The sequence below is a fragment of the Gluconobacter vitians genome (genome assembly GCF_015244565.1).
Classification (GTDB): domain Bacteria; phylum Pseudomonadota; class Alphaproteobacteria; order Acetobacterales; family Acetobacteraceae; genus Gluconobacter; species Gluconobacter vitians.
The window spans coordinates 55,090-79,466 of sequence record NZ_JABCQG010000015.1; the positions used below are offsets into that span (position 1 = coordinate 55,090).

General features: G+C 60.7%; 24 protein-coding genes and 1 tRNA gene. 16 read left to right on the forward strand and 9 right to left on the reverse strand.

Annotated elements, in window-relative coordinates:
• Window positions 1-38 precede the first annotated feature (38 nt).
• From ntrX to dusB, 4 genes are all read right to left on the reverse strand, one after another.
• A complete protein-coding gene (gene ntrX / locus HKD24_RS11565) occupies window positions 39-1,451 on the reverse strand; it encodes a nitrogen assimilation response regulator NtrX (protein ID WP_194260414.1) in 1,413 nt (470 codons plus the stop codon).
• Entirely contained in the window at window positions 1,441-3,753 is a 2,313-nt protein-coding gene (locus HKD24_RS11570; RefSeq protein ID WP_228124362.1) for a sensor histidine kinase NtrY-like, read from the reverse strand. The genes ntrX and HKD24_RS11570 overlap by 11 nt, the downstream gene beginning before the upstream one ends.
• A 68-nt stretch (window positions 3,754-3,821) precedes the next feature.
• A complete protein-coding gene (locus tag HKD24_RS11575; protein WP_194260416.1) occupies window positions 3,822-4,562 on the reverse strand; it encodes a sigma 54-interacting transcriptional regulator in 741 nt (246 codons plus the stop codon).
• A 24-nt stretch (window positions 4,563-4,586) separates the two neighbouring features.
• On the reverse strand, window positions 4,587-5,702 hold the full coding sequence (dusB, locus tag HKD24_RS11580; RefSeq protein ID WP_194260417.1) for a tRNA dihydrouridine synthase DusB: 1,116 nt from the start codon (window positions 5,700-5,702) through the stop codon (window positions 4,587-4,589).
• A 130-nt stretch (window positions 5,703-5,832) separates the two neighbouring features.
• Here dusB and HKD24_RS11585 point away from each other — a divergent pair, with 130 nt between their 5' ends.
• Together HKD24_RS11585 and HKD24_RS11590 are read left to right on the forward strand one after the other, a co-directional pair.
• Window positions 5,833-6,642: an alpha/beta fold hydrolase gene (locus HKD24_RS11585; RefSeq protein WP_194260418.1), complete on the forward strand. Its 810-nt coding sequence runs from the start codon at window positions 5,833-5,835 to the stop codon at window positions 6,640-6,642.
• Between the two features lie 4 nt (window positions 6,643-6,646).
• Window positions 6,647-7,498 (forward strand): sugar phosphate isomerase/epimerase family protein, encoded by an 852-nt coding sequence (locus HKD24_RS11590; protein WP_194260419.1) that lies wholly within the window; start codon window positions 6,647-6,649, stop codon window positions 7,496-7,498.
• A gap of 15 nt (window positions 7,499-7,513) precedes the next feature.
• On the opposite strand, the gene HKD24_RS11595 is transcribed toward HKD24_RS11590, so the two are convergent.
• A complete protein-coding gene (locus tag HKD24_RS11595; protein ID WP_062509772.1) occupies window positions 7,514-7,750 on the reverse strand; it encodes a hypothetical protein in 237 nt (78 codons plus the stop codon).
• A gap of 116 nt (window positions 7,751-7,866) precedes the next feature.
• Between HKD24_RS11595 and HKD24_RS11600 the strand changes: the two genes are divergently transcribed.
• The 3 genes from HKD24_RS11600 to HKD24_RS11610 all read left to right on the forward strand — a co-directional run bounded on the left by HKD24_RS11600 (window position 7,867) and on the right by HKD24_RS11610 (window position 12,109).
• Complete coding sequence (locus HKD24_RS11600; protein ID WP_194260420.1) at window positions 7,867-8,940, forward strand: quinone-dependent dihydroorotate dehydrogenase; 1,074 nt, start codon at window positions 7,867-7,869, stop codon at window positions 8,938-8,940.
• Between the two features lie 162 nt (window positions 8,941-9,102).
• Window positions 9,103-11,529 (forward strand): DUF3772 domain-containing protein, encoded by a 2,427-nt coding sequence (locus HKD24_RS11605; RefSeq protein WP_228124353.1) that lies wholly within the window; start codon window positions 9,103-9,105, stop codon window positions 11,527-11,529.
• Window positions 11,530-11,623: 94 nt separating this feature from the next.
• Entirely contained in the window at window positions 11,624-12,109 is a 486-nt protein-coding gene (locus tag HKD24_RS11610; RefSeq protein WP_194260421.1) for a hypothetical protein, read from the forward strand.
• A 31-nt stretch (window positions 12,110-12,140) separates the two neighbouring features.
• Here HKD24_RS11610 and HKD24_RS11615 read toward each other — a convergent pair whose 3' ends face one another.
• Genes HKD24_RS11615 through HKD24_RS11625 form a run of 3 tightly spaced genes read right to left on the reverse strand, consistent with a single transcriptional unit; the run spans window position 12,141 to window position 14,987 of the window.
• On the reverse strand, window positions 12,141-13,154 hold the full coding sequence (locus HKD24_RS11615; protein ID WP_194260422.1) for a zinc-binding alcohol dehydrogenase family protein: 1,014 nt from the start codon (window positions 13,152-13,154) through the stop codon (window positions 12,141-12,143).
• A 41-nt stretch (window positions 13,155-13,195) separates the two neighbouring features.
• Entirely contained in the window at window positions 13,196-14,380 is a 1,185-nt protein-coding gene (ubiM, locus tag HKD24_RS11620; RefSeq protein WP_194260423.1) for a 5-demethoxyubiquinol-8 5-hydroxylase UbiM, read from the reverse strand.
• A gap of 4 nt (window positions 14,381-14,384) precedes the next feature.
• Window positions 14,385-14,987, reverse strand: coding sequence for a nitroreductase family protein (locus tag HKD24_RS11625; protein WP_194260424.1), 603 nt, complete (start codon window positions 14,985-14,987; stop codon window positions 14,385-14,387).
• A 199-nt stretch (window positions 14,988-15,186) separates the two neighbouring features.
• On the opposite strand from HKD24_RS11625, the gene hisB reads away from it, so the two are divergent.
• The 11 genes from hisB to HKD24_RS11685 all read left to right on the forward strand — a co-directional run bounded on the left by hisB (window position 15,187) and on the right by HKD24_RS11685 (window position 24,003).
• The gene (gene hisB, locus HKD24_RS11630) at window positions 15,187-15,783 is read left to right on the forward strand and encodes an imidazoleglycerol-phosphate dehydratase HisB (RefSeq protein ID WP_041110954.1); all 597 of its coding nucleotides are present in this window, start codon (window positions 15,187-15,189) and stop codon (window positions 15,781-15,783) included.
• Window positions 15,780-16,184 carry a hypothetical protein gene (locus HKD24_RS11635; protein ID WP_062509785.1) on the forward strand — a complete coding sequence of 135 codons (405 nt, stop codon included), beginning with the start codon at window positions 15,780-15,782 and terminating at the stop codon, window positions 16,182-16,184. Before hisB ends, HKD24_RS11635 begins: the two co-directional genes overlap by 4 nt.
• Window positions 16,169-16,807, forward strand: coding sequence for an imidazole glycerol phosphate synthase subunit HisH (gene hisH / locus HKD24_RS11640; protein WP_194260425.1), 639 nt, complete (start codon window positions 16,169-16,171; stop codon window positions 16,805-16,807). Before HKD24_RS11635 ends, hisH begins: the two co-directional genes overlap by 16 nt.
• Window positions 16,804-18,156: a 1-(5-phosphoribosyl)-5-[(5-phosphoribosylamino)methylideneamino]imidazole-4-carboxamide isomerase gene (hisA, locus tag HKD24_RS11645; RefSeq protein ID WP_194260426.1), complete on the forward strand. Its 1,353-nt coding sequence runs from the start codon at window positions 16,804-16,806 to the stop codon at window positions 18,154-18,156. Before hisH ends, hisA begins: the two co-directional genes overlap by 4 nt.
• Entirely contained in the window at window positions 18,150-18,911 is a 762-nt protein-coding gene (gene hisF, locus HKD24_RS11650; RefSeq protein WP_194260427.1) for an imidazole glycerol phosphate synthase subunit HisF, read from the forward strand. The genes hisA and hisF overlap by 7 nt, the downstream gene beginning before the upstream one ends.
• A gap of 4 nt (window positions 18,912-18,915) precedes the next feature.
• Window positions 18,916-19,317 (forward strand): phosphoribosyl-ATP diphosphatase, encoded by a 402-nt coding sequence (locus tag HKD24_RS11655; protein WP_194260428.1) that lies wholly within the window; start codon window positions 18,916-18,918, stop codon window positions 19,315-19,317.
• Between the two features lie 14 nt (window positions 19,318-19,331).
• Window positions 19,332-19,700, forward strand: a complete 369-nt coding sequence (locus HKD24_RS11660; RefSeq protein WP_194260429.1) for a histidine triad nucleotide-binding protein — start codon at window positions 19,332-19,334, stop codon at window positions 19,698-19,700.
• A gap of 48 nt (window positions 19,701-19,748) precedes the next feature.
• A tRNA-Glu gene (locus HKD24_RS11665) sits at window positions 19,749-19,824 on the forward strand.
• A gap of 143 nt (window positions 19,825-19,967) precedes the next feature.
• A complete protein-coding gene (locus HKD24_RS11670; protein WP_194260430.1) occupies window positions 19,968-21,077 on the forward strand; it encodes an integrase in 1,110 nt (369 codons plus the stop codon).
• Between the two features lie 503 nt (window positions 21,078-21,580).
• Window positions 21,581-22,156 carry a helix-turn-helix domain-containing protein gene (locus HKD24_RS11680; RefSeq protein WP_228124354.1) on the forward strand — a complete coding sequence of 192 codons (576 nt, stop codon included), beginning with the start codon at window positions 21,581-21,583 and terminating at the stop codon, window positions 22,154-22,156.
• 23 nt (window positions 22,157-22,179) lie between these two features.
• Window positions 22,180-24,003, forward strand: coding sequence for a replication initiation protein (locus HKD24_RS11685; RefSeq protein ID WP_194260432.1), 1,824 nt, complete (start codon window positions 22,180-22,182; stop codon window positions 24,001-24,003).
• On the opposite strand, the gene HKD24_RS11690 is transcribed toward HKD24_RS11685, so the two are convergent.
• The coding region (locus HKD24_RS11690; RefSeq protein ID WP_194260433.1) for an SOS response-associated peptidase family protein at window positions 23,943-24,377 on the reverse strand (435 nt) is incomplete at its 5' end. The genes HKD24_RS11685 and HKD24_RS11690 overlap by 61 nt on opposite strands.

The following is a 24,377-nucleotide window of genomic DNA, read 5'->3' on the forward strand; positions in this document are numbered from 1 at the left end:
GTCGACTGAAGGAAAAGGAGAAAAGCCGGCGTTTCATCTCAGCTGCTCACCGGTGTGGATGCGGCGCCCGAACGCTCGTCATTCGTCGTCACCCCAAGCTGCTTGAGCTTGCGATGCAGCGCACTGCGCTCCATGCAGACGAAACTGGCCGTGCGGCTGATGTTACCACCAAACCGCATGAGCTGCACCTGAAGATACTGCGTCTCGAACAGGTCCCGCGCTTCCCGCAGTGGCAGGCTCATGACGTCCGCGCCGGAATTGAGGCGCGTCATGGACGGCGCACCCTGGCTGATAGTGGCCGGCAGCATGTCCGCCCGGATCGGATCATTCCCGGTCCCCGGCATCATGATCAGCAGACGTTCCATCAGGTTACGCAGCTCGCGCACATTGCCGGGCCATTCATAGGACTGCAGCGCCGCGAGTGCGTCCACGGAAAGTTCCCGAACAGGAAGACCCGATGACTGTGCGCAACGCTCAAGGAAATGTCGCGCCAGCCCCGGAATATCCTCACGCCGTTCACGCAGGGACGGCACCCGCAGAGGCACGACCGCGAGGCGGTAATACAGGTCCTCGCGGAAGCGATGGGCAGCAATTTCGGACTGAAGGTCCCGGTTAGTGGTGGCGATGACGCGGATGTCTACTTTCACCCGCGTATTGCCGCCCAGCCGCTCGAATGTCTGGTCCTGAAGCGCACGGACGATCTTGCCCTGCGTCTCGGGCGGCATGTCCGCGACCTCATCGAGCAGCAGCGTTCCACGATGGGCCCGTTCCAGCACGCCGCGGCGCATCGGCTGGCCGTTCTCGCCTTCGAGACCAAAAAGTGCTTCCTCAAAGCGGTTGGGCGCCAGTGTTGCGCAGTTCAGGGCAATGAACGGCCCTTCAGCACGGCGGGAGCGTGCATGGATCATGCGCGCTGCAACTTCCTTGCCCGAGCCGGCCGGACCGCTGATCAGCACACGCGAATTGGTGGGGGCAACACGCTCGATCTGGGCACGAAGGGCCGAAATGACAGCACCGTCCCCCGACAGCGTCGTTTCCGGACCCGCCCGCAGACGCAGTTCCGCATTTTCCCGGCGCAGGCGTGCCGCTTCAAGGGCACGGCGCACCACGACCAGAAGCCGATCCGACTGGAACGGTTTTTCGATGAAATCATAGGCCCCGAGTTTGAGACTGGACACCGCCGTCTCAATCGTTCCGTGACCCGAGATCATCAGCGTCGGCAGGCCCGGCTCCTCGGCCTGGAAGATCTTGAGCAGTTCGATCCCGTCCAGCCGGGACCCCTGCAACCAGATATCCAGAATCGCCAGCGACGGACAATGCGCCCGGAAAAGCTCGAGCGCCTGATCCGAATTGGCAGCCGTGCGGGTCTTGTAGCCTTCGTCGTTCAGAATGCCTTCAATGAGGAACCGGATGTCCGGTTCGTCATCGACGATCAGGATCTCATGTTCCATCTGCTGCCCTCATGCTCTGGTGGTCCGTTCCACCCGGGACATGGCTCTCCTGCTCCCATAACGGCAGGGACAGGGTCACGCGCGTTCCCCGCCGCCCGGTTAAGCCACGGGAGTCGTCTGGTTCCCGATCAGTGAGCTGAAGCATCCCGGAATGGTCCTCCATGATCTTCTTGACGATCGCAAGGCCGAGGCCGGTGCCCTTCGCCTTGTGGGTTACATAAGGCTCGGTCAGCCGGTGGCGTTCCACCGTCGGCAGGCCGATCCCGTCATCTTCTATGTCTAGCAGGACATGCCCGCCGCGAATGTGCAAGCCCACCACAATGTGTCCAATTGGCTGCACTGGCTGTCCGGGAGCGTTTTCTCCCGGTTTTCCGCGGCCTGCCATGCTGATGGCATCGGCTGCATTCTGTAGCAGATTTGTCAGTGCCTGGCCGATGAGTCGCCGGTCACAGCGCACGATCGGCCCTGAAGGCGGCAGTCCGGTCGTCTCGAACACGATTTCGGGATGGGCATTCCGCTGGAGTACCAGCGCCTCCCGGCAGAGCCGTGAGAAGTCTTCCGGCTGCATGACGGGCTGCGGCATCCGCGCGAAGGCGGAGAACTCGTCCACCATCCGCCCGATGTCCCCGACCTGCCGCACGATCGTGTCCACAAGCTGCGTGTAGGTCTCGGGATCGGAATGGATTTCCTTGAGGAAGCGCCGCTTGAGGCGCTCTGCCGCAAGCTGGATCGGGGTCAGCGGATTCTTGATCTCATGCGCCACACGCCGCGCCACATCGGCCCAGGCGGCTTTGCGCTGCGCGGACTGAAGATCGGTGATGTCATCGAAGGTCACGACATAGCCCGCGACATCCTGCCCACGCAGTTCCGCCACAACCCGCACGAGAAGCGTCCGCCCCGCACCAGCCCCTGCGCCCTCACCCGGTCCACCTGGACGCTGCGCGCCTTCCGTATCCACCTGGATTTCGGCGGTATGGACGCGCTCGGGCGCCATGCGGGCCGCATCCAGCAGCGTCGAAAACTCCGGCACCCGGTCCGTCAGCTTCATTCCGATCGCCGGCTGGAGATCACGCTGGAGCACGCTGGAGGCCGCACGGTTGGGCAGTTCGATGACCTGCATCCGGTCCAGCCCGATCACGCCGGCCGACACACCTGCCAGCACCGTCTCGGTAAAGCGACGGCGCTCGTTGATCTGGTCATAGGCCTGCATCAGTTCGGAGCGCTGGCTTTCGAGCTGGTCCGTCATGCTGTTGAAAGCGCGGGACAGCCCCGTCACCTCATCATCTTTATCCCGTCCCGCATCTTCGGGAACCGGAACACGCACCTCCAGATCGCCCTTGGAAATCCGCTGTGCGGCCAGAATGAGCAGGCCGAGCGGGTTGGCGATACGATTGGCCAGTGCCAGCCCGGTCAGCATCCCGACGGCCAGCACCAGCAGCCCCATCAGGGCGAAAATGACCGCAAACAGGACCTGCGTCTTGCCGCGATTGGTGATCAGCCGCTGATAATCCGCGACCAGCGCATCAGTGCGGCGCATGTGTTCCACGACATCCGGATCGACCGGGCGCGTGATGACCAGCATGAGGCCGGAATTACCCCCCAGCGCCACCACGGCGCGCACTTTCCGCTGATCCGGCCGGTCAAGGATGACCGCCTCGCCATGCTGGGCCAGTTCGACAACCGATTTCGGCGGCAAAGGCGGCGCGGTCGTCATATCCGCGTCGCTACCCAGAAGACCACCGACTGCCAGAACCTTGTAGGTCAGCGGATCAAAGACTTCCGCATCCGTCAGGCCACGCTCGGTAACTTCATCATCCAGGAATTCCTGAAGACGTGCCGGATCGTGGAAAAGATCGGTCCCACGCGAGAACAGCTCGTCATTCTGGACAGTGATCAGCGTGTTCGCGAGCGCGAAGGCCTCCGTCCGGGCGTTGTCATTATGTTCGCGCAAATAGCCGACCGCGACAGACCGGGCCTCGGTCAGGGCATCATTCACGCGGTTGGAGAACCAGATTTCCACACCGTAATGGAAGAACAGCGTCGCCACCGCGCCTACCACAATGGTTGGCGCAACCGCGACAATTCCGAACAGCGTAATGAGCCGGACATGCAGCCGCGCCCCGGCCAGACCGAGCCTGCGCTCGGCGACCATCCGCCCGATCTGCACCACGGCCGCCGCCGCAATCAGCATGAGCGTGATGAAGTCGAGCAGGAAAACGATCGCCTGAACCTGCGGGCGATGCGCCAGAGACATGCCTCCCGACAGAACGACAAACGTCGCAAAGGCGAGCACCAGCGCCATGACTGTCAGAAGAACCGCCCCATTGGCACTCGTCAGCCTTGCGAACAGGCGCCTCAGGGCAGGAAATCTCACTCGTCGATGCCTTTCGGGATCGTGATATCAAGCTCACGGATCCGCTTGCGCAGGGTATTGCGGTTCACACCCAGAATGGCGGCCGCGCGCAACTGGTTACCGCAGGTCCGGCGCAGGACCATCGTGATCAGCGGCCGTTCGACCTCGCCCACCACACAGGCATGCAGATCGCCCGCCCCGTTTTCCAGATCGCCCTCAAGATATTCGGACAGGGGCCGTTCCAGTGCCCGTTCCAGACCGCGGGGACGCGCCGTGCCCGTTCCGGCCGCCAGACGACAGACCGCACTGATCCGCTCCGGCCCCAGACGCTGTGTCGAGGGTAGCGCCGACAGCCAGCGATGCAGGGCGGCGGACAGCCCACCCTGCCGGAGCAGAAGAACGGGATCATGCCGGCTTCCCGCAATCACGCGCAGGTCCGTGTCCGCCTGTGCCAGCCAGTCCATGAACCGGTCCTGCATCAGCGGGCACAGACAGTCGATCTCATCCAGCAGCAACGTGCCGCCCTGCGCCTGCTGAATCCAGCCAGCCTCGCCGTTGCCAAAAAGCGCCGCTTCACGAAGCGCACGCGGCGTGGCGGTCAGAGCTGCAATCACGAACGGATTCTGCGCACGCGGGCTGTGACTGTGAAGCCGCCGGGCAACGTCCTGCCGGTCCAGCCGGGACGCTCCATACAGAAAAACCGGATGGCAACCCTGCTCGACCAGACCTGAAGCAGACGGCTCCGTCATGGCTGCCATGGAAGCGCTGGCCGGCTCACACCCTCAGGCCGCTTCACGCGTGCCGTCGCGGTTCAGACTGCCCGTCGGGCCGGCCTCACGGTTGCGAACAACACCAGCCTCGATATGACGGTCATAGAACGCAGTCAGCAGAGCGATGGCCTCGGCGGCGCTTTCCACACCATTGATGGTGGAGCGGAACGTCGCAGAGCCCGGCAGCCCGGCGGAATACCAGGACACATGCTTGCGCGCGAGACGCAGGCCCGGCCGCTCGCCGAAATGATCGAGCATCATCCGGTAATGCCGCAGCGCGATTTCCTTTTCGGTCGCCAGATCCGGGTCAGGCACATTTTCTCCGGTCCGCAGGGACTGCGCCACCTGTGCCGTGAACCAGGGCCGTCCATAACAGCCACGCCCGATCATGACACCATCGGCCTGAGACTGATGCAGCGCCTCACGTGCATCGCGGATGGTGTTGATATCGCCATTGACAATGACCGGCAGCGACACCGCGTCCTTCACCGTTTTGACGAAACGCCAATCCGCCGTGCCGTTATAAAACATCTGCCGCGTGCGACCGTGAACCGTTACAAGCCTGATGCCGCTTTCTTCCGCGATCTTCGCCAGACGCGGTGCATTGAGCGAATTGTGGTCCCAGCCCATGCGCATCTTGAGCGTCACCGGCACATTCACGGCCCGCGCCGTCGCTTCGAGCAGCTTTCCGGCCAGAACCTCGTCCCGCATCAGCGCCGATCCCGCCATCTGCCCGATCGCGACCTTTTTCACCGGGCAGCCGAAATTGATGTCGATGAGGTTCGCACCCCCATCCACCGAAATCTTCGCCGCCTGCGCCATGGCCTCGGGATCACATCCGGCAAGCTGGACCGCATTCGGCCCGCGCTCGGCCATCCGCGCCATGCGCATGGTGTTTTCGTTCTCGCGGATCATCGCCCAGGACGCGATCATTTCCGACACGACAAGCCCTGCCCCGAGATCACGGGCAAGCTGACGGAACGGCAGATCCGTGACACCCGAGAGCGGAGCAAGGATCACCGGATCCGCGATCACCACGCCCTGCCCCAGATCAATGGGTTTCAGAACACGGTTCGGGGGTGCTGCGGAAGGCGCATCAGAGGCGACGGAAGGAGCGGAAGCAGTCATGGCAGGATCAATTTACCGTCCTGCTCCCGCAAGCGCAAACGCTCCTTTGCACGCAACCCGCCCCCATGTCCGTGCGCTATGACCCGGACAGTCTTCACGCCCCTTTCCGCCACCCTCCATGGAGAAGAGCATGCCGCACATCACGACCAGCGACGGAACCCGCATTCATTATGAAGAGCAGGGACACGGGCGCCCCCTCGTCATGATCCACGGCTGGACCTTCTCGGGGCGCTTTTTCCATCGCAATGTCGGTCCGATCTCCGAACAGGCCCGCGTCATTACCGTCGATCTCCGTGGTCACGGACGTTCCGAAAAGCCGCAGCACGGCTACCGGATTTCCCGTCTGGCCGCCGATCTGCGGGATCTGCTGGTTGCGCTGAACCTTCAGGATGTCACGGTTCTGGGCTGGTCGCTGGGCTGCCCGATCATCTGGTCGTATCTTGAACTGTTCGGCACTGAACGCATCCGCAATGCCATTTTCGTCCAGCAGACTCCCAAGCAGTATTATTCCGCCGAGTGGAAACTCGGACATGCCGCCTGTTACGATCAGGCCGGTCTGACAGCCGTGCAGCAGCAGCTCACCCTGACGCCCGAAGAGTTCGACAAAGGCAATCTGGAGAGCTGCATCTGCCATCCCCTCCCGGATGATGAAAAAGCCTTCCTGCTCCGGGAAATGGCACAAAGCCCGGCTTATGCCCGCAGCGCCATGATGGCCGATCATACGACACAGGACTGGCGCGACATCATTCCCCGCTTCGCTATTCCGGCTCTGATGATGATTGCACGCAAGGATACGGTCCTGAACCCGGAAGGCCCTGCCTGGGTCGCGCAGCACATGCCCAACTGCCGGGGCGTGGACTTTACGGACAGCGCCCATATGGTCTTTCTCGACGAGACCGAGAAGTTCAACCGCACCGTTCTCGATTTCATGAAGGGCTGAACCGATGACGACACTGCCTTTCAGCTTCGGCATGAACGAGTTCACGACCCAGCCCTGGTCGTTCGAGGAAGACGTCACCCGCTATTGCGAGCTTGGCGTGGATGCGATCGAGATCTGCGAAGCCAAGCTTGATCAGAACCGCATCGAAGAGCAGATGCGCCTTGTGAAGGACAGCGGCCTGACCGTCAGTGCCGTTCAACCCGCCGTCCGCACATTTTTCGGAAGCGCCATGGTGCCCGAGCCCGGCGCGACTGAAGCCCGCGTTGGACGCCTGACCCGGAGCCTGAAAACCCTGGCTCCGCATGTGCCCGGCAGCGTCTTCGTCACCAATACCGGCGCGCCACCCAAAGGGAATATGCGCCGTACCATGGACGAGACGGTGCGCTATCTGCGCGACCTCTGCCCGCTTGCGGAGGATCTGGGCGTCTCCCTGTCACTGGAGCCGCTGAACCCGACCTCGGTGAATACCGAAAGCGCGATCTGGACCATTGAACAGGCGATGGACATCATTGATGGCGTTGGACACTCCGCCATGGGTCTGTGTCTGGATTACTGGAATATCTGGCAGCAGAAGGACGTCTGCGCGGCTATCCGCGCTGCGGGCAGCAAGATCAATGTCCTTCAGGTCAGCGACTGGCGCACACCCTATTCCGCCGCGGACCGTCTGATCCCCGGAGATGGCTGCATTCCGCTTCATGAAATGCTGCATGCCACATGGGATGCGGGCTTCCGTGGCGCCTGTACGGTGGAGATCTTCTCGTCCGGCGTGCCGGACAGTCTGTATGACCGCGACCTGAGCGAAGTCATCCGCTTCTGCCGTGAAGGACTGGATCAGGCCTGGACGAGCGCGTCCTGATTTTCAGTCCGTCGATCAGTCCACCGGACCGATTTCTTCGCGATGCCGCTTCAGACCATCCTGCGTGATGACGAAACGGCCGTCATCGCGCAGTTCAGACAGACCAAGCCGCTCCAGCCGTTCCAGACAGGGCTGGTCCTTCAGCCCTGTCGGTCGTCCCGTCGAAGCGCAGAGCAGCAACCGGTGCAGCGTGGAGCGGCAGCAGGTCTCAAGATAAGGCTCGTCATAGGATTCAGTGGATGCGTTGGACATGCCTTCGCATCTATCGCGTCCCCGTTCCCCCGCCAAGACAAATGAGCCCTCGACGGTGCAAGGCCAGAGCGCGAAGCTGATGCGCCGCACCCAAGATTAGGGTATGGAAACAACTCATGATCGACCTCGGAACGCTCGTCACCCCCCTCCTGCACCGCTTCGACACCGAAACGGCGCATGAACTCGCCATTCATTCCCTCGCGCTCGGACTCGGTGGCCATGCCCCGAAGGACGTGCCGGCCCTCTCGACCCGTACGCTCGGCCTGCGCTTTCCCAACCCGATCGGCCTGGCCGCCGGGTTTGACAAGGATGCCCGCGCCATCCGTCCGCTGGCAAAGCTGGGCTTCGGCCATATCGAGGCCGGGACCGTGACGCCCCGCCCCCAGCCCGGCAATCCCGGCCCCCGCCTGTTCCGGCTGGTCGAGGACGGCGCGATCATCAACCGCATGGGGTTCAATGGCTGCGGCGTGGACCGCTTCTGCCGTCGTCTCGCCCGTCTGCACCGTCCGATGCCCAATGGCAGGATGCGCGGCCCGACCGTCCCGCTGGGCGTGAATATCGGGATCAACAAGACGGGCTCTGACCCGCTGCGGGACTATCCGGACCTCGTGGCGCGCGTGCGCCCCTATGCCGACTACATCACGATGAACCTGTCGTCCCCCAACACGCCAGGCCTGCGGGATCTCCAGTCGGCAACGATGCTGAAAGAGCTTCTGGACGCCATCAACACGCGCAATCCGGAGCGCCCGCCGCTTCTGGTCAAGCTCGCGCCCGATCTGGATGACAGTTCCTACGAGCCGATCCTTGAAGCCGCGATCGAAGGTGGCGCGCAGGGCCTGATCCTGACCAACACGACCATCGCCCGCCCCGCGACCCTGCATGACCCGGCAGCCCGCGAAAGCGGTGGTCTGTCCGGTCGCCCCCTCGCCCCGCGTTCGCGCGAGGTTCTACGGATCGTCTCGGGGCTGAACAAGGGCCGTCTGGCGCTGATTTCCTGTGGCGGTATCGAAACCGGGGAAGACATTCTCGCCCGCATCCGCATGGGTGCGGATATGGTGCAGATCTATTCGTCTTTCGTGCTGCAGGGCCCCGGCATCCTGCCCCGCATGAAGACGGAACTGCTCGACGCCATGCGCCGCGACGGGCTCGAGACAATCGCCGATGCCCATGGCGTTGACCGCCCGGCCTGAACCCACTCTTCACGCAGCGACCAAGGCATCTTTCCCATCCCGGAAAGATGCCTTTTTCGTCTCCGTCTGCCTGATGAACAGGCCCACGGATATGTGATGATCGAACCCCTGCCCCTGCAAACCGTTGAAAATCCTTCAAGACACTGGACGGAATACCCACGCATGACCAAACGGCTTGTCGCGCCTGCCTCTTCAGACTCCCCGCGCTGGCGCTCCGGACCCGCTTTTGGACATGCGCTGGGATGTGTTTTTCTGGCTCTCGGAATGCTCTGCGCCGGACTGCTTCCTGCCCAGCCAGCACTGGCCGCTGCACAGACGACAGCGCAGCCCTCCAAGGTTGCGCCAAAAGACAGCGCCAAGGACACGTCGTCCGACCCTGGAAGCAATTCCGGTCTTGGGTGGAACGCGGTTTCTGCGTCCATCGACCATCAGCTTGATGACAGCGCCACGGTTCTGCGACAGGTTTTTGCGACGCTCAACCGTAAGGATGCGAATACGGGCAACAGTGAGCTCGACGACCTGTCGTCCCAGGTCCAGAAGGTCCAGCAGAACACGCAGGATGCGGTCACGCAGATCCAGTCCTATGACAGCATCACCGAATCTTTCCTGAAAATCCTTGGCCCCAAGGCCGCGGAAAACGAGGACCCCTCCGTCACGGCACAGCGCCAGCGGATGCAGCAGAATTCGCAGTCCGTGAAATCGGCGCTGATGCGGGCCAAGCTCTATAATCTTCAGGCCCAGCAGCTCAACACGGCCATCAATGCCCGTCGCACACGCCTGCAACACGCGGCCCTGTCCGAACACACGGTCTCACCGCTTGCTCCGCGCTTCTGGAACACGCTCCTGACCGAGCGGGCAGAAAACCGCTACTCGCTCCATGCGGGTGGCGTCCTGTCCGACTGGCTCTACCTTCTGATCGGTTGCGCGATCACTTTCGCGGCCATCGGTCTCAGCTCGCCGCTGATCCTGCGTCTGCTCAAACGCTGCGGGGCCCATTTCCGCCCGGCGACGGAAGACAGCGTGAAGGAAGCCCTCTCCAGCAGCATCATCGCCATTACGCTGAATGGTGCACTAGAAGCACTGATGGCCACGCTGGTCTGGTTCATCTGGGCTGCGGCGGCTCTTTCTGATGGTGGTGGTCCGATCGGCGCGATCATTGGCGAGACAGTCCCTGTCTGCGGTTTCATCATTGGCGCCGGATTGCCGATTTTCGGTCGCAGCGGTGTCCTCGCCCAGGGCAATCCGGGCGAACGCAAGGCCCTGCGCGGCGTGGACTGGATTCTTGCCGTCAGTATCCTGCTGCTGGATCTTCTCCGGGCCTTTCAGGCTCAGGATGCTTTTGGCCAGACCCTGCAGCTCCTGCTGGAAATCGTGTTCTCGATCGCCATTGCCGTCTGCGCCGTGGATACATTCCGCAGGCTCGGCAACCAGAACGATACACGGGGCTTCGCACCGTCTGCGCTGGGTGTTTCCAGTCTGCTTCTGGCCGTTACGGTCATTTCCATCCTGCTGGGCTATGTGGCTTTTGCCTTCACGCTCAATGGGTGGCTGCTGTCGCTGGGCACGGGTGTTGCCATTGTAACGCTTCTGGGCCTGTGCTGGCGTGATGTTCTGGACCGCCTGTTTTCCGAAAACGGCTTTTTCAGTCGCCGTCTGGTTCTGCTCGGACTGACACAGCGGCGCCTGTCCCAGATCAGCGTTATCCTTTCTGGTCTCGGCAATGTCCTGCTCCTGCTCCTGCTGTTCTCCATCGCCCAGACGGATGGCAGCTTCAGCGTTGCGGACATCACCAACCGGCTGTGGCTCCTGTTTGTCGGCAACACCATTCACGGCGTGAAGATTTCGCTCGATACGGTGGTGCTGGCCATTGTTCTGGTCGTGGCGGCCTATTACGCCATCCGACAGACCCGCGCCTGGATCCGGGACCGCTTCTTCCCCACCACCCGGCTGGACCTCGGCAGCCGCACTTCGATCCTGAGCATCTTTACCTATTGCTCCTGGATCATGGTTGGCCTCGGCATCCTGTCCATCGCAGGTGTGTCCGTGCAGAACCTGACCTGGGTGGTTAGTGCCCTTTCCGTTGGTATCGGCTTTGGCCTGCAATCCATCGTGCAGAACTTCGTTTCAGGTGTGATCCTGTTGGCCGAGCGGCCTATCCGCGTGGGTGATATGGTGGAGATCGCGGGAACACGCGGTGACGTCAAACGCATCAGCATCCGCGCCACCGACATCGGCCTGAGCGACGGTTCGACCATGATCGTCCCGAATTCCCAGTTCATCACCACGAGCATCAAAAACGCGACGCTGAGCGGTGCCACGGGCGTCCTGACCCTGACGTTCAAGATCCCCCTGACGACCGATCCGGAAAAGGCGAAAGCCATGCTGCTGGAAGTCGCGGCCCATCGTGACGAAGTCCTGTCGGCCCCCTCACCGAAGGTCCGTGTCAGCGCCATCGCCGGGGACAGTCTGACCATGACCCTGAGTGTTGCGCTGGTCTCCGCCCGCGATGGTGGCAGTGTTCAGGATGCCATTCTCTTTGACGTATTCCGTCGTTTTCATGCCGAGGACGTCGCCATCACGACAGCATGATCTGAAAATACTTTCCGAGAGTCCAGTCGATACTCGATTTTCCAGCGGAGTGGCTCTAAGGTCACTCCGTTCAGAGAGGCCAGGATCAGAACCGATGCCGTCCCCGACAAATATTTCCGGAGAAAAGCCAGCCGGACAGGTCTTTCACCTGCCTGTCCGCTCAAAGATGCTTTCCATGGCGGAAGCGGCAGCCCATCTGGGCCTGCCCGAACGCCGGATGAAGCTGCTTTCCCTTCTTGGAACGGGACCGGCCCGCACGCAGACGCCGGATGGGAAGATCGCCTATCGCCGCGAGGATCTGGAACTCTATCTCACCGCCCTGCATGAAAAGGCCGATATTTCCGGTATGGAGATGACACGCCGTCGCTCACAGGCGGCCGCATCCCGTCAGCGTGCGCTGGAACTGGTTCAGATCGGTAGCCGGACCGGCTTTCCTGATCCGGACCCGTTCATGATGCTGGCCACGGGCGCAGAAGCGCGCCAGCATGCCTGCTTTTTCATTATCAAGGTCATGGCGCTGTTCGGACTGATCATGCTCTGCATTTCGTCCACCCCGCTGCTCCGGGCGCATTTCAACTGACGGATCAGCCCTGACCCGCCAGTTCAGTCTTTCATTCAAATCCGCAGAGTACGGCCTTTCCGATCCCCTTACCGCTTTCGAGCAGTTCATGCGCCCGTCGCAGATTGGCAATGGTGATCGGCCCCAGGACTTCATGCAGCGTCGTCTTCAGAAGCCCGGCTTCCACCAGCGATGCGACCTGACCCAGGATCTTTCCCTGCGCCGCCATGTCCGGCGTTTCAAACATCGGCCGTGCGAACATGTATTCCCAGTGCACGGACAGGGACTTGCGCTTGAACGGCATGATGTCGAATTCGCCCGGATCATCAATCAGCGCCAGCGCACCCTGAGGTGCCAGAGACCGCACGATCGCGTCGCGATGCTCACCAGACGCCGTCAGACCCGCGACATAACGCACCTGCGGGATTCCGATCCGGGCCAGTTCCTGATCAAGCGGACGACGATGGTCGATAACGTGATGCGCGCCCATTTCCCGGCACCAGTCCGTCGTTTCCGGACGGGACGCCGTGGCAATGACTGTCAGCCCCGTCAGACGGCGCGCAATCTGCGTGAGGATCGAGCCCACACCACCGGCACCGCCGATAATCAGGAGCGCCTCCGGGTTTTCCATGTCGCCCAGTCGCACGCCCAGCCGATCGAACAGAAGCTCCCATGCCGTCAGAGCTGTCAGCGGCAAGGCTGCGGCTTCGGGATCGGACAAGGTCTTTGGTGCGCGTGCAATCAGACGCTCATCAACAGCCTGAAAACGCGCATCGCTCCCCTGCCGCTGCGCACTGCCAGCATAAAAGACACGGTCCCCGGCCCGAAAACCCCGGACCTGCCCACCGGTCGCCACAACCGTTCCCACGGCGTCATAGCCAAGGACGCGGGGTTCATCGCCCGGCGGGTCCATCGAGCGCAGTTTCGTATCCACGGGATTGACCGAGACAGCCCGGATTTCCACGACGACATCCCGTGGCCCCGGAACGGGGGTCGGAATATCGAGTTCGACCAGCGCATCGGACTCGTCCATGCGGGTTGCGCGTCTGTGCCCGAAAGCTTTCATTGGAGTGATCTCCTAACTCATAAAGAGCGCAGCCGGATGCGTCAGCCGTGGCGATCCATCAGCATGTTCGTCACCGCCGCCTTGAACGGCAGAAGACGGTTGGCAACAGCCAGTCCGGCCCGCCGTGCCATCAGAAATGGTGGCTCATCACGGGTATAAACCGTTGCAATCGCATTGGTTGCCGCAAAGAGCGGCGCCGTCGCCCGCCGATGTGTCCGCTCGAAACGCGCCAGGACGGACGGATCACCCGCATCACCCGGACCATCCGCAATTGCCCGTGCCAGCGTTTCCTGTCCCTTGAGGCCCAGATTGAACCCATGCGCCGTGATCGGATGCATCCCCACGGCCGCGTCACCGATCAGCGCGAGACGCGGTGCCTGAAAGCGATGCGCATAGACCGCCTTGAGCGGATAGATGCAGCGTGCGCTCTCAAGCGTCATCTGTCCCATCCGTCCCTGCGTGCGGGCCGTGATGTCTTCGCTGAACGCCTTGCCATCCAGCGCCTTGAGACGCGCGATTTCATCCGGCTCCAGCGTCAGGACGAGCGAAGAGCACGATCCCGGACGCTCATCGGGAGCAACCGGCAGAAGGGCAATCGTCTGCCCTTCGTCGAACCACTGAAGCGCGGTATTCGCATGGGATTCCGGATGCCGCATGCGACAGACCATGATGTTGCGCTGGAAATCGTGAACGATCGCGCCGATCCCGGCTTCGCTCCGCAAACGCGAAAAACGCCCGTCGGCTGCAACCAGCAGATCCGCTTCGATGCGCTCACCATTGGCCAGTACCACACCTGCAGAGCGCGCATCATGCCACGAACTGGCAATACCCTCTCCGGCCCGGATATCTACGCCCTGCGTCCGGGCAGCCACGCGATACAGGGCACGCCGGATCAGATGGTTCGCGACCATATGCCCCAGCGCATCAGGCCCATCGGATGGGGCATCGAACAGAAGCGGTGGACTGCCGGTCTTTCCTGTTTCAATGCGGGCCGTGTACATCGGACAAAGGCTGCCGGAGGGGATTTCTTCCCAGGCGCCGATCGCCTTCAGCCATTCCGACGCATGATGCGTCAGCGCGATTTCCCGGCCGTCGAAGGGTGGATCGGCCAGCACATCCACTGGCGACCGCTCGACAACGCAGACCCTGCGCCCGTCACGTCCGAGCGAAATGGCACAGGCGAGACCGACCGGACCGCCACCGGCAACAATGACGTCGTAACGCATCGGATCAGCCGGCGTCCGCGGGGAACTTGATGGCGTCTCCCTTCCAGATGGCCATGTAATCGTCGATGTCGGGGCGCTTGCGCTCATCCGAATGCTTTGCCGGCGTACCCACGAACAGGAAACCGGCCAGACGATGCGGCGCGGGCAGACCCAGCGCTTCAAGCAGTGCGCGATCCTCGCAGAACGGGCCTGTCACCCACATCCCGCCGAATCCGGCCGCATGCAGCGCGTTCAGAACATTCATTGCTCCCGCCGCCACGGCCATTTCCTGCTCGATGACGGGGATCTTGCCTTCCGGCTGCAGATGCATGCCAAGTGCGATGATCATCGGCATGTTGGCAAAGCGGTGATGCCGCTTGGTCTTCTTCGCCGCAGGAGCATCTGGCTCCTGCCGCCCCATGGCTTCCACCACGAGATCGGCAAAGGCCTCACGGTGCTTGCCCTTGATGACCGTATAGCGCCAGGGGCGCATCTTCCCGTGATCCGGCGCACGCAGGCCAGCGGACAGGATGGTTCGCAGTTCATCCCCCTTCGGCGGAGGCTCGACGAGATGGTCCGTCGAGGCGCGGGAGAGAAGGACGTCGAGGGGGGAATGATGATGTGCCATAATGAAGAAATATGGCCCGATCTCCCCGCCCCGCCAAGGGCAATTTCCAGAGTCCTTCCGATCAAGGCACAGTGAGGCTTGGTTGCCCCTCATTCTGCGAGGATGGTTCGGACAAAGAAGGCGCGCATAATGGGGTTTTACGCTTCCGCCTCCACGGAGAGCGTGGAAATCCGCCTCATGCTGGTGTAGCAGGAAGAACATGAACGAAAGCCGCCACGCCCGCCTGCATCGCGCCACCAGCGAAACCGACATCACCCTTGCCCTCACGCTCGACGGCCAGGGCCGCTCCGACGTGGACAGCGGCATCGGTTTCTTCGACCACATGCTGACGGCACTGGCCAAGCATGGTGGCTTTGACCTTGAGCTGAAAGCCAAGGGCGACCTGCATATTGACGGCCATCATACGGTCGAGGATGTCGGCATCGTCTTCGGACAGGCCTTCCGTCAGGCCATCGGCGACAAGCGCGGCATTGAGCGTTTCGGCCATGCCCTCGTGCCGCTGGACGAAGCCCTGTGCGAGGCGGTCGTTGATATTTCCGGCCGACCCTACCTTGCTTGGAACGTCGTCTTTCCGCGCGAGAAGATTGGCACGATGGATACGGAACTGTTTGAAGAGTTCTTCCGCGCCTTTGCCATGTCCGCCCATATCGCCCTGCACCTGACCTGCAAGGCGGGCACCAACGCCCACCACATCGCCGAAAGCGGCTTCAAGGCTGTTGCACGTGCCCTCAAGGTTGCCGTCTCGCACGATCCCCGCTCGGCGGGCGCCATCCCCTCCACCAAAGGCGTGCTGTGAAGCTCTACATTCCCTGTACGAAACCGGACGCTGCCGGACCGCAGATGCCTGTCATGGTGCAGGACGGATTTTCATGGCGCGTCCTTTTCTTCGGCTGGTTTGGCCTTCTGACCTACGGCGCATGGATTTCCGCCCTTCTGGCCGCAGCCGCCACCATGATCACGCTGCATGTTTTCATGGGTTTCTGGTCCCGGCTTGACCTGATCGTGGCCATCCATGCCGTTCTCGCCAGCTTCACGGCTGAGATCCGCCTGTGGGAACAGCGCCTGAACGGCCGCGTTACCGGCACGCCGATCGCGGCCCCCAGCCGGGACATCGCGCTTCTGCGCTGGATGGACCAGCAGCACTACGCCGCCCCTTACGGCAGCACATCTCCGGAGTTTCCATGCGCGTCGTCGTAATTGACTACAATGGCGGAAATCTCGCCTCGGCCGCAGAGGCAGCCCGCAAGGCCGCAATCCGCAAGGGGATCGAGGCCGACGTCGTCATCTCCCGTGACGCGACCGACATCCTGAATGCCGACCGTCTGATCCTCCCCGGACAGGGCGCTTTTGCCGACTGCGCACAGGGGCTTGGCCCCGAACTGCGCAATATGCTCGAAACCGCGACCGCCAATGGCACACCGTTCCTTGGCATCTGCGTCGGGATGCAGCTCATGTGCGAATACGGCCTCGAACATGGCCGCACCGAGGGACTGGGCTGGATTTCCGGCAATATCCGTCGCATGGATGAATCTGCGGATGCTGGCCTGCGCCTACCGCATATGGGCTGGAACACGCTTGACTTCACGCCCGGCACCCATCTGCTGACGGATGGCCTCACACCCGGCAATCACGGCTATTTTGTTCATTCCTATGCGCTGCATGATGGTGTGGACAGCGATCTGGTCGCAACAGCGCAATATGGCACGCAGGTTCCGGCCATCGTTGCGCGCGGCAACCGCTGCGGCACGCAGTTCCATGTCGAAAAGAGTCAGGATGTTGGTCTGACGATCCTCGGCAATTTCCTGCGGTGGACCTCATGACCATTACCTGTGAACGCGTCGTCTCCCCGCTTCCGCCCGAAGATCTGGACGCGCTGATTGAGGCCACGTCCGCCGGCATTCTGGACGGCGGCGGCTTTGGCTGGCTCCAGCCGCCCGGCCATCAGGCTCTGGCCCGCTATTTCGAAGGCCTGCTGCTCGTGCCGGAGCGCAGCTTTTATGTGGTGCGTGAGAACGGCGTGATCTGCGGCGCAGGCCAGCTCGTCCGTCCGCCTTCAAGTTATGAAGCCCATGCCGCGACCGCCAATCTGACAGGCTTTTTCGTGGCCCCCTATGCCCGCGGCCGCGGTCTGGGACGCGCGCTTCTGGAAGCCATGCTCAAGGGCGCGAAGGCCATTGGCTGCAAGGTTGTAAACTGCGACATCCGCGAAACGCATGTCGCCGCTATCGGGCTGTTCCGGTCGTTCGGTTTCGAACACTGGGGGACCCATCCTTATTATGCACGGATCGGAGGGCAGACGGTGCGCGGACTTTTTCTCTCGAAACTTCTGGCAAACGAGAACGAGGCCGCCCGCTGGCAGTCCAGCATCGCCATGCCCGACACCAGCAGCGCAGCAGCCAGTCCTGTTAGCGAAACGGCCGTTCCGGCTCACGGTCTGACACTCTATCCGGCTATCGACCTCAAAGATGGCACCTGCGTCCGTCTGCGTCGCGGGGAAATGGAAGACGCCACCCATTATTCCGATGATCCGGGCGCACAGGCCAAGCTGTTCGCGGAAGCCGGCTGCCGGCACCTGCATGTCGTGGATCTGAACGGCGCCTTTGCCGGTCGTTCCACCAATATTCCGGCCATTGAATCCATCGTGAAAGCCACAAACCTGCCCGTGCAGCTTGGTGGTGGTATCCGGGACATGGCCGCCATTGAACGCTGGCTCGAAGCCGGCGTCTCGCGCGTCATTCTGGGCTCGGTGGCCGTTAAAGACCCCGAACTGGTCCGTCAGGCTGCCCGTGCTTTCCCGGACCGGATTGTCGCAGGCATCGACGCCCGACAGGGCCGCGTCGCCACCGAAGGCTGGGCCGAAGTTTCCGAACTGGAAGCCAATGATCTCGCCCTGCGCATGGAAGATGCCGGTGTCGCCGCCGTGATCTTCACCGAAATCACGCGGGACGGCATGCTGGCCGGACTGGACCTTGAACAGACCGCGGACATGGCCCGTCGTCTCTCCATCCCTGTCATCGCCAGTGGTGGCGTCGGCAGTCTGGAGCATCTCAAGGCCCTTCGCGATGTAGCGCGCGACGTTCCCGGTATTTCCGGCGCCATCGTCGGCCGTGCCCTGTATGACGGTCGTATCAAGCTCAAAGACGCTCTGGACGTCCTCGGCTCATGCTGAAACTCCGCGTCATCCCCTGTCTGGACGTGAAGGATGGCCGCGTCGTCAAAGGGGTGAATTTCGTCTCCCTGCGCGATGCCGGTGATCCGGTCGAGCAGGCCAAGCTTTACGACGCGGCCGGTGCCGATGAACTCACCTTCCTCGACATCACGGCCAGCGTCGAAAACCGCGACACCATCCTCGATGTCGTCCGCCGTACAGCGGAAGCCATCTGCTTACCCCTGACTGTCGGCGGTGGTGTCCGCACCTGCGAAGACATGCGCCGCCTGCTTCTGGCGGGGGCAGACAAATGCGCCGTCAATTCGGCAGCTATCAAAAACCCGGCCCTGATCCGTGAAGCCTCCGAACGCTTTGGCAGCCAGTGCATCGTCGTGGCCATTGATGCCCGTTCCGATGGCAAGGGCGGCTGGGAAGTCTATGCTAAGGGCGGCCGTGAACCCACGGGGTTGGACGTCGTGGAATGGGCAAAGAAAATGCAGGATCTGGGAGCAGGCGAAATCCTGCTCACCAGCATGGACCGCGACGGCACGCGTGCAGGCTTCGATCTGGATCTGCTTCGTGCCGTCTGCGGCGCAGTAACTGTTCCGGTTGTCGCTTCGGGTGGCGTGGGCGAATTACAGCATTTCGTGGAAGGCGCGGAAGTCGGCGCAAGTGGCCTTCTGGCGGCAAGTGTGTTCCACTTCGGCCAGTTCCGTATCGATGAAGTCAAGAACGCGCTGAACAAGGCCGGACTGCCGGTCAGGCTTGGAGAGTAAGACCATGGGAAAACCCGCCACCAAACCGGCCCCGAAGCCTTCGAAGCAGCAGGACGACAAGAAGTCGGACCTTCAGCAGGAACTGGTCCTCCAGCGCCTGTATGACACGGTCCAGTCCCGCCGCGGCACTGACCCATCCCTCAGCCACTCCGCACGCCTGATGGCCCGTGGCCGCAACAAGATCGCCCAGAAATTCGGCGAGGAAGCCGTCGAATGCCTGATCGAGGCGGTCAACGGTAACCGCAAGGAACTGATCGGTGAAAGCGCAGATGTGCTGTACCACCTGATCGTCATGTGGGTGGATGCCGGCGTCTCTCCCGAAGACGTCTGGACGGAGCTCAAGCGCCGCGAAGGCACGAGCGGCATTGCCGAGAAAGCTGCACGCCTCAAGGAAAAGCTCGGCTGAACAGGAAGCAGACCATGACCTATGATCCCGGCAACATCTTCGCTCGCATCCTGCGCAAGGAAATCCCGGCCCGCGCCGTCTATGAAGACGACTTCGCGCTCGCCTTCCACGACATTGCCCCCCAAGCCCCGATCCACGTTCTGGTCATCCCCAAAGGGCCATACGTCTCCATCGCCGATTTCGGCGCAACCGCCTCTCCTGACGAAATTACGGGCTTTTGGCGCGCTGTCTCCAAGATTGCCGAAGAGCAGGGCCTCACCCGCGAAGGCTTCCGCCTCATCAGCAATTCCGGCCCCAATTCCGGGCAGGACGTCCCCCATTTCCACGTCCACCTGTTCGGTGGTGCGGCCCTTGGGCCCCTGCTGACACAAAAAACTTCTTAAATAAGACTTGCCAAGACCCGAGGGGCCGACTATCAAGCCCCTCGCCTCGTCCCATTCGTCTAGAGGCCTAGGACACCGCCCTCTCACGGCGGCAACAGGGGTTCGAATCCCCTATGGGACGCCAATCTTTCCAATGACTTAGCAGTCATGAAGCGAAACGATTGATCGTTTTTGGGCCCACCTTGGGCCCATTGCCAAAAAAGACGATAAGCACATGGTCCCAATGGGCCCATGAAAAGGCTATGCTGGGCCCAGGCGAGGCTCACCATGAAAGACCGAATCACTTCTGCTAAAATCGATCCTGCGACCGGTCGCGCTCTTCCCTCTGGCGTCGAGTATCGCGGCAAGGGCCAGTATCGGGCCCGCAAGCGCATCGCAGGCGGCGAGAGAATCCACCAGACGTTCTCCTCGGCCAAACTGGCCCGACGCTGGCTGGACACGACCTCTGCCAAACTCGAGCTTGGGCAGTTTCAGGATACGCGTCCGCTGGAACGCCAGACCGTCCATGAACTGGTCGACCGCTATGTGCGCGAGGAGATGCAGACCCGGGATAATGATCGCAAGGGTCACATCCCCGCCATCCTTCAGGACGACATCGCACAGCTGGCACTGGTCGATCTGACCCCAACGGCAGTCCGTGGCTTCCGGGACCGGCTGGCTGAGAAATACAGCGGCGCCACGGTCGTCAAACGACTCAACCTGCTCGCTGCGATCTGCCAGCACGCGATCGCGGAATGGGACGTTCCCTTCGCGAAGAACCCGGCCGCCGCGACAGCGGTCAAGCGTCCGGCGGGCGCAGATAAAAAACGCAATCGACGCCTCGTCGGCGATGAATACGAACGTCTTTTGGAGGCTATAGCTAAGTCACCCTGGCCCGATGATCTCGCTTTCGTACGCTTCGCCATCGAACAGGGAACGCGACGGGAAGAAGCCCTGACACTCCGTTGGCGCGACGTCGATTTCGACCGGCACGCCCTGTCTTTCGGGAAAACGAAAACGATGCATCGCGCCGTCGAGCGCGGCCCGGAAATCCGTCCACTGACACCGGGCGCCGCCCGCCTGCTTCAGACTCTTCAGACCCAGCGCGTGTCAGCGCGACCAGACGATCCTGTTTTCGACGTGGGCAGCAAAAACGCGTTCTCTGTCCGGTTCGGACGAATGACAAAGAAGGCTGGCCTTCGGGACCTCACGTTTCATGATCTGCGTCATGAAGCAACAAGCCGTCTCGCACGGATCTATACGAACCCGCTCGAACTCCGCCGCGTAACGGGCCATAAGGATATCAAATCCCTTGATCGTTACTATCAGCCCCACCCGGAAGACCTCGCCGCCATGGCGTTGGCCTATGAGGCAATTAACGGACCGGGTAAAAAATGAAGGAACCCGCTGCTCGGGGGAGCCTGAGTCGGAAAAAAGCGATCAGGCAGGTAATCACGGGCCTGATGTCTAGACTGCGTTCCAGCAGCAGGCACTCTCCCCGACTGCGCCGCCTTCTTCTCTGAATCTTCAGTTCAGTCTCACAGAGTTTCCGCTCGATAAAATCGTCGAGGTCCACAATACGAAAACATCGGGCCCGACCGATTTTGACAGAACGTATCCCCAGCGTATCGACCTGATTACGGAGAGTTCCCTCGGCAAGGCCAATATATTCTGCGGCGGCAGGATAGCGAAGCAATCCGCGACTTTCCAGTGCCAGACGGGATCCTTTCCGGTCATTCACCATCGTTCTTGCTCCTGCATTTATCATTAGCCTGCGGGGCCGAAAGAATGAGCCCCGTCAACGACATTTAACGTGCAGATCAACCGATTAAGATAATGCTGCCTGCCCTTATTTTTGATTAATTATGACTTGTTTTTTCTTTTTATCAAGAAAATATGCTATGATGCAGTATAAAAAGACTCTTGGAGCCATTATGCGCAAATCACCTCAGTCGCTTTCAGACCTTCCGTTATTCAGCGGCGATTGCCGGGCAGCGCGGAGCCTGAGAGGCTGGAATCAAGATGATCTCGCGCAACGAGCCCAAGTTGGCCGCGCCACGATCATGCGGTTTGAGTCAGAATCCGGCATACCGACCGCGCGGGTTTTACGCAAATTACGCGAGGCGTTCGAAGAAGCAGGTATCATTTTCGAGACAACTAAAGACGGCAAGCGCCTCTTGATCGACAATGCATCATGGCTTCTTTTGCTCGGAAGAAATGCGGATCAGACGGTGGCAGGTGATGAAATATCAGTGATGGAGGGAGCCGATGGCGTACTTGTATGTGTCAATCAGACACGCAGCGTGATCATCTCCATGGCCGCTCACCCCAGGCACGGGCAGCATGCTCCCTCCTATGCAAAAAACGGAGATAAAGGAGTAGTTTTTGATGTTCAGTCTCGAGCGCACCCGGATTATGGCCGGGTCGCCGAAATTTCCTATTCGCCCAACGCATACAGAAAAGATGATATAAGCTAACTTGAGCCGAATAATGATTTATTATGAATCACCAACCGATCCCCTCTGATTCGCTGGCATGTCATGATCGCTCGTCCGAGAATCTCTGGGCGGCACGAGCCATCAGCGAGCATCTGAACGCCTCGGCATTCTGTCCTGAGTTCGCAACATTCAGTTCACAAATTCTGGGCCGGTGTCCAAGATATGTTCTGGCATCTCAGACGATCCGAAGCACGGTCCTGCAAAAATCTTCCTCACAGATGCGCTTGCAGGACGGCATTCTGATGCCGTGGATATGTCTTAACACCGATAATTTTGTAAATATCCTTACTTTCGACATAGATCACAGCTGCGCTCGTGAATATCTTGCGAATATCCCGGCAAAAATCCGTCCTACACTTGTTGAAGATCCAGTATCTGGACGTTCCCATGCTTTTTTGTCGCTGCGCAGTCCCGTGTATATTGGTCATGAAGCCCATCAGAAGCCACAAAAACTACTGTGGCTCTCCCATCAACTCATGGCTGCTGCGCTTGATGCCACCCCGCTACCGTATAAAAGTCTCATAAAATCTCCCTGGGCCGTTGCGGAGAACCTGATCGGAAACCTCGTGCCCAGAAAGCCTTCACAAAACAATCGAGCTGCTTTACCCGATACCTCAGGGTCTGGGGGCCTGAAACTTCTCTGGAGAACAGTGCCCGGGGCTGGTCCCAGTGAACTGCGCGATGTTGTGTCATTACTCATGCCGGTCTGGCAGAATAAAATACAAAAACCTGCTAAAATCTGGCTGCGATATGCCGAGCGGGAACCGTCCTCACTGGGCCGGAACTGTTCTCTGTTCGATCAGGTCAGATGGTGGTGTTACTCAGGTCTTGTAAAAGATCTGCGGGAAATTTCTGCTTACGCGCATCAGATCAACAGAACATTTCCCGCGCCCTTGCCTGGCAGCGAAGTCGAAGCAACAGCCCGCAGCATTTGCAAGTTTATGAACTCCCGATACTGCCCTGCTCATGGCATCAAGGGATTTTCCATGTCGTTCAGTGCCGAGAACCTAGATACAACACAAAAGCAGCGCGAGTCAGCACAACGCACATCAATGATCAAACAACAGAAATCTTACGACCGAATTGAGAATGCGCTGAAAGCCTGGCCCAGAAAAATGCCGCTGACCCAGCCTGCGCTTGCATTACAAACGGGCCTGTGTGAGCGAACCATCCGTCGCTACTGGCATGTGGACTGGCCAACCGGACTTTCGGTCATCATATCAGGTAGTGAGGGAAACCTTGCCCGTTCTGCGCATCCGCTTCGTCAGTTGCGGACGCTAAAGGAGTTGGCAGACGCGTTCGAAAAGGACTGTCTGTGGCTCACATATTACGGGAATCATACCGGCGCACAGAAGAAGCCCGGTGCGGAACCAGACTGGCCCGAAACGCCGGACGACTGGCTGAATACAGAAGTGGCTTGGGGATATCGTCACGCGGAGGAAGCTACTGAAAACGCACTCCATCGACGGGACAGAAGGCTAAAAAATAAAGAAAGAAGCGAGCGTCGAAACAGGCTCATACAGGCTGGAAAAAACAATGCAATCTCAGTTCGTTCGGAAGAAACAGACCGAATTGAACAGCAGTTTGATGAACTCATATTGCGTGCTGAAAAAGAAAAGTGGAAACCCGACATTAAGAAAAAGCTGTTCTTCGGTCGGATTTCATCCCGCAAATCCATAAAGCGGGCATATGACGAGGGGATATCTCTGAGGTTTTCAGAAAGGTGCGTTTCTGACCGACCAGATAAGGAAGCCGATAGCAACTATCATGTCGACGAATTCAGCACTTCTGTCGGGACCAGAAGTCCACCCGCTAAAGGCCGCTGAAGCTGTAGAGCCTCTGTTGCCGGCGTATTCATCCATACATCCAGATCATCCGTCGTTTCCCCGTCCGCCAGCTTGCGCACTGAGGTCCACCGGCACCAGATGCCGGCAAGGAAAGCCAACGGCTGTCCGTCGCTGCGGGCAAACCACACAGGCCGTGATTTCCCGTCAGGCAGACGCTCCGGTTCCGAGAACGCCGTCAGCGGCACTAGACAGCGATGCGCAAGGCCCTCCCAGCGCTTCCACCATGCAGATCCCGGATTGCGGATATTGGTCACACCCCGGTCCACCTTATGCCCCTTGAGGTAACCGGGCGGTGTCGGCATGCCCCAGCGCGCCATGACCAGCTCACGTCCGTTGTCTCCGTTCCGAACGAC